This is a genomic window from Psychrobacter sp. GW64-MNA-CIBAN-0177 (assembly GCF_040309585.1).
In the GTDB taxonomy this organism is placed as follows: domain Bacteria; phylum Pseudomonadota; class Gammaproteobacteria; order Pseudomonadales; family Moraxellaceae; genus Psychrobacter; species Psychrobacter okhotskensis.
Genome location: NZ_JBEOOY010000427.1, coordinates 1 through 254 on the forward strand (window position 1 = coordinate 1; position 254 = coordinate 254).

A 254-nucleotide genomic window follows, 5' to 3' on the forward strand; every position below is an offset into this window, starting at 1 on the left:
GGCGATACCAAGACAATAACTCGGCTTGGTCGGCATGGGCTGATAACCCACCTACCGTATGGATACTTGCAGCAACCTTAATACTCTGGCCATGAATCGTCAGTTCTTCAGCACCGTCGACGAGTATTCGGCCTGGCGTTCCCATTGCCTGAAAACCACAAATAATAATATCGGCTTCTTTACGCCATAGGTTATGCACAAAATGATTACGAATGCGGCCGCCATTACACATACCACTGCCCGCAATAATGATT

General features: G+C 47.6%; 1 protein-coding gene. It reads right to left on the minus strand.

All coding sequences use genetic code 11. The features are described 5' to 3' along the window. The coding region (locus tag AAEY79_RS15715) for an MBL fold metallo-hydrolase RNA specificity domain-containing protein (RefSeq protein WP_352289541.1) at nucleotides 1–232 on the minus strand (232 nt) is incomplete at its 3' end. Nucleotides 233–254 lie beyond the last annotated feature (22 nt).